The following is a 5,007-nucleotide window of genomic DNA, read 5'->3' on the forward strand; positions in this document are numbered from 1 at the left end:
GAAAATAAGAACCAAATAAGAACCACGCGCCTATTTAAAAAATGATAAATAAGAAGTTTCAGAAGCTAAAAAGGAGTTGGGGATGCCAACTCCTTTACAGATTATTTATCAAGTAACCAATCCAGAACATACTTCTGTTTGATTCCATTATATGATACAGGTGGATCGTTATCCATAGTCAGAAGTATCTTTGTATTATGGTCGTTGATGTTTTGCAGTGGTGAGAGTTCTCGTTCAAGAGTCTTTTCATCACGAACAGTCCATGATACCTGATAATACTCAGTATTTCCATCATAGTCAACAGCTACGAAATCAACTTCTGTATTACCGTTTTTTCCCACATATACTTCATATCCTCTGCGGATAAGCTCCAGATATACCACATTTTCAAGAATATGCCCGTTATCTGCATTATTAGTACCAAGAAGATAATATCTGAGACCGACATCAGCAGCGTAATATTTATCAAGTAGTTTCAGATGTTCTTTCCCCTTTATGTCATATCTTCCGACACGATACATAAGAAGGCTATCGGTAAGACCTTCAAGATAGTTTTCTACAGTATGATTGGATATTTTTCTTCCTGCACTTGTCATTGAATCAGCTATCTTCTTTGAAGAACAGGGACTTCCGATATTATCGAACAGGTATTTTATAACGCTTTTCAGCATAAGTGGATCCTGTATTTTCTTTCTGGTGACAATATCGTTCAAAACAATAGTATTATATAAACCGTCAAGATATGTTCTTATGTTCCGCCTGTCATTGAGTTCAGTTGTATAAGGGAAGGAGCTGTTATAAACGTAATTCCTGTAAAGCTCCTCTTTGCTCATACCCTCAAACGTACTTGCGTACTCCTTGAAGGACAGAGGCAGCATTTTCAGTTCAACATATCTGCCTGATAACAGCGTTGCAAGCTCGCCTGACATGAAATAGGCGTTTGAACCTGTTATATAAACGTCGGTGTTCTTTTTTACGAACAGGCTGTCAACAGCTTTCTGATAATCAGTCACGCACTGTATCTCGTCCAGAAAGATATAATTTGTTTTATCAGGGAGCATACGAGATGTTATATAACTGTACATTTTATGCCAGTCATGGAGTTCTTCATTCTCAGCTTCTTCAAAATTTAAAGATATTATCTGGTCGTCGTTGACGCCTTGTTTTCTGAGCTGTTCCAAGAAAAGCTCAAATAGTGTGGATTTTCCGCATCTTCTTATACCAGTAATAACTTTGATTATTTGTTTATCCTTCCACTCGTTCAGAAATCTGAGATATTCAGGGCGATCTATCATAGTAATCAACTCCTTCCGCCATTTAGTATATGATTTTCTGGAATTATTATACCATATTTGTTTTAAAAAGTCAACAGTTGGAAGTATAATTCCATCTCTGATTGTGAACTCGCAGAGATGGAACTCTGTTTCTAATCTTGTTAAAATGCAGAGAGTTATCCAAAGCAAGAATAGTCGAAGCTATTGAAGATATAGCGTAAAATTGTTTTAACAAAGCTCTTGATTAAATCGCTCTGTTGTGGTATAATAACTACACTAAACGAAAGGAGGCAGAGCCATGACTTACGAACTTAGACACTTTGATACTCCGCTGATGCGCTTCACAGCAACAGAAGATACAAGCTCACCCGAGATAGATATTCTCTGGGTAAATGAAGAAAAAAAGGCGTTGCTGCCTCTTGATATGACTATTGACGGCGACAGCGTTTCACGTTGGCTGAGACACAGGACTATACCGAAGAATCGTGCATACGTCCACAGCTTTCTAAGTAAATGCGGACTAAATCTCAACCGCCCTATGAGCATACTCAGCGTATCAAAAGGTTTGTCGCTGAACGACTGCTACTGGGTTGTTGAGGAAGGCTTTGAGGGCAGCTTCTCGCAGTATAACCTTTATGCCAACAGATTCAGCCGAGTGCTGGGACTTATCGCATTCACTGGCTATGGCAGCTCTGTGAGAACATCTCTTGCATCATGCCCTGAGTTCACAACGAACGGAATGCTGCCTAAGTGCTGGCGCAGAGAAAATGGTATTATACGACTTTACAAGGGTGGAACGAGCGGAGCTTCCAACATGGGGAACGAGCCGTATTCAGAGTTCTATGCCGCTCAGATAGCAGATGCTCTTGGTATCAACGCTATCTCCTACGGACTGTCAAAATGGCAGGGAGAGCTGTGTTCCACCTGCGAACTGTTCACAAGCAAAGACTACTCCTTTATGCCGATAGGCAGACTTGTCAGCAAGGGCGGAATGAAAGCTGTCCGCGATTATTACAAGTCACTGGGCGAGGAGTTCATAAATGCGCTTGACGATATGATGGTACTTGATGCGATAATATGCAACGTGGACAGACATTTCGGCAACTTCGGATTTCTGATGGATAACCACACAAACAAAATAGCTGCTCCTGCGCCGCTGTTCGACCACGGCAACTCACTGTTCAATCTTGCTGGCAGGGATGATCTTGTCTCCGATAAGGCACTCAGTGATTATGCGGATACTCTTGTCCCGTGCGTGTATGACGACTTCATCGGCACTGCTAAACAGGTGCTAAGCAACAGACACAGAGAAGGACTTCGCCGCTTGCTCGACTTCCGCTTTAAGCGCCATTCAAGGTATAATCTCGACAGCAAACGCTTGAAACTCATCGAGGAGCAGATTCACAAACGAGCAAAGGAATTGCTGAAATAATCGTTTAATAAGTATAATAGCCGCAGGGAAAACTGCGGCTTGCTTTTTCATATTGCAAAATCTGCTTTCGTGTGCTATAATGAGAAAAAACGTCAGGAAGTGATAATGTGAAAGTATATATTCAATCCTATGAAAACGGTATTCCGCATAATTATAATTTTATGAATGCCTATCAGGGGTTTTATGAAATGGGATTTGAAGTAGTACCGTTTCATGATAATGACAAATTTCAAGAAAGCAATAAAGAAGATGTCGTGGTCGGATATGTTGGAACGGTAAGAGCACGGCTTGCGGATTTTGGAATTATCACTCCTGAAATGGACTATCCCGACGAACTGCAAAAATATCTTGGGCGTAAGATATGGCAAACAAAAATGAACGAAGTAAACAATAATCCGAACTGTTGGCCTGTATTTGTTAAACCGCTTGAAGATAAACAGTTCACGGGTGTTGTTGTTCGCTCTCCTAAAGACCTTATTGGCTGTGGAATCCAAGGCGTTAATCAAGATGTTTACTGCTCCGAAATCGTAAAATTTGAAGCAGAATGGCGATGTTTTGTAAGATATGGACATATCCTCAGCGTAAGACCGTATAAAGGTGACTGGCGTAAGCACTATGATTACAGAGTGATTGAAAATGCTGTAAAGGAGTTTACATCAGCTCCCGCAGGCTATGCCATTGATTTTGGACTAACCGATGACGGAAGAACATTACTTATTGAGGTTAATGACGGTTACGCACTCGGATGCTACGGATTGTTTTATATAGACTATGCAAAGCTGTTATCTGCTTGCTGGGCTGAACTGACTGGAACAGAGGACGAATGTGCTTTTGATATAAGATAAATGAAAGGCCACAGAATCAACTGCGGTCTTTTTATCATTTCAGCTTCCAGCCGTTATCGCCGTGATATATCATCAGCTTGGTCATACCGCCGTCGATACAGATGTTCTCGCCTGTGATGAAGCCTGCCTTGTCTGAACAGAGGAACATCACCATATTGGCAATATCCATCGGATCACCCACACGTCCGCAGGGCTGCTGATATGCGTCAGGACCGTCATAGACTTTGCAGGAAGTATCGATCCAGCCGGGAGAGATAGAATTCACTCGAACCTTCCCTGCAAGGCTTACCGCAAGAGCATGAGTGAGCGCAGCTATACCGCCCTTTGCCGCCGTGTAGCTCTCGGTCTGAGGCTGACTCATGCGGTCGCGTGAGGACGAAATATTGATGATACTGCCGCCTTTGTTGAAGTGAGGTGCGAAAAGCTTCGACAGGTAAAACGGCGCAGTCACGCCCACTGACAGCGCATACTGGAACTCCTCATAGCTGCACTCGTCAATGCCTTTCATCAGCGGTAGAGCGTTGTTCACGAGGAAGTCGATATGTCTGTGCTCAGCTATTACCTGCTGTGCGAATTTTTCAAGCACTGTCTTGTCGGAAATATCACCTACGAAGTGATCTCCCTCGGCTTTGTCGATAACGCACACCTATCAGAGATATAAAGATATCTGATAGTGTGGTTGAAATGATGCATGAGTATAAAAAATGGCAAAATGCGTACAAAAAGAATCTTGGAACAAAATGGACTGAAACAGGAAAGGTTTTTACCAATGATTTTGGCGGTTGGCTAAGGCCTGATACGTTTTCAAGATGGTTTCGTAGTTTTTGTAAAGAACACCATTTTGATAAAGTTCACGTACACACTCTGCGCCATACCGCAGCGACTATTATGATTATGAACAATATTCCTCTGAAAGTAGTTTCTCAAAGACTCGGACACACAAGTACTACCGTAACGAATGATATTTATACTCATGTTATTCAGAGAGCTGACGAAATGGCGGCAGAAGCGTTAGATCTGTCATTGTTTTCAAAGAAAAAGAAGGATAAATCCGAATAACGAATTGGCAGCAGCCAGAGAAATATTATCTCTGGCTGCTTTTTTTATTAAAGAGAATTATTCCTACGTAACTGAAAGCTCCAAAGCGTCACTTTATCAGTTTGCAGCAATAAAATCAATTGTTATAACTATAAATGGAGTTTATTTGTGTATATAGAGTTTTTTATCATTTTTTTGAGTGTAAAATTATGTAAGAACCAATAAGAACCAAATAAGAACCAAACGCCTATTTGGACAAAAAGTGTACTTGAAGAAAATACTCATTTTTTTGGTTCTTACGTAAGAACCAAAATGACATTTTAAGAGAAAAACAGCATGTAAAATTTTAACCACGCAGTCCATAAACCGCGTGGTTAAGCCATTTGTTTGGAGCTTGTGACGGGACTCGAACCTGCGA

The 5,007-nt window shown here is 41.2% G+C and carries 5 protein-coding genes; 3 read left to right on the forward strand and 2 right to left on the reverse strand.

Features of this window, described 5'->3' with window-relative positions; all coding sequences use genetic code 11:
- Positions 1-101: 101 nt before the first annotated feature.
- Positions 102-1,295, reverse strand: coding sequence for an ATP-binding protein (locus tag J6U00_RS11450; RefSeq protein ID WP_296581979.1), 1,194 nt, complete (start codon positions 1,293-1,295; stop codon positions 102-104).
- A 277-nt stretch (positions 1,296-1,572) separates the two neighbouring features.
- On the opposite strand from J6U00_RS11450, the gene J6U00_RS11455 reads away from it, so the two are divergent.
- Complete coding sequence (locus tag J6U00_RS11455) at positions 1,573-2,706, forward strand: XRE family transcriptional regulator (RefSeq protein WP_296581981.1); 1,134 nt, start codon at positions 1,573-1,575, stop codon at positions 2,704-2,706.
- Positions 2,707-2,894: 188 nt separating this feature from the next.
- Positions 2,895-3,551, forward strand: coding sequence for an ATP-grasp domain-containing protein (locus J6U00_RS11460; RefSeq protein ID WP_296581982.1), 657 nt, complete (start codon positions 2,895-2,897; stop codon positions 3,549-3,551).
- Positions 3,552-3,585: 34 nt separating this feature from the next.
- Here J6U00_RS11460 and J6U00_RS11465 read toward each other — a convergent pair whose 3' ends face one another.
- Entirely contained in the window at positions 3,586-4,197 is a 612-nt protein-coding gene (locus tag J6U00_RS11465; RefSeq protein WP_296581984.1) for an SDR family oxidoreductase, read from the reverse strand.
- A gap of 17 nt (positions 4,198-4,214) precedes the next feature.
- Between J6U00_RS11465 and J6U00_RS11470 the strand changes: the two genes are divergently transcribed.
- On the forward strand, positions 4,215-4,610 hold the full coding sequence (locus tag J6U00_RS11470; protein WP_296581986.1) for a tyrosine-type recombinase/integrase: 396 nt from the start codon (positions 4,215-4,217) through the stop codon (positions 4,608-4,610).
- Positions 4,611-5,007 lie beyond the last annotated feature (397 nt).

The sequence above is a fragment of the Ruminococcus sp. genome (assembly GCF_017650195.1).
Classification (GTDB): Bacteria; Bacillota; Clostridia; order Oscillospirales; family Ruminococcaceae; genus Ruminococcus.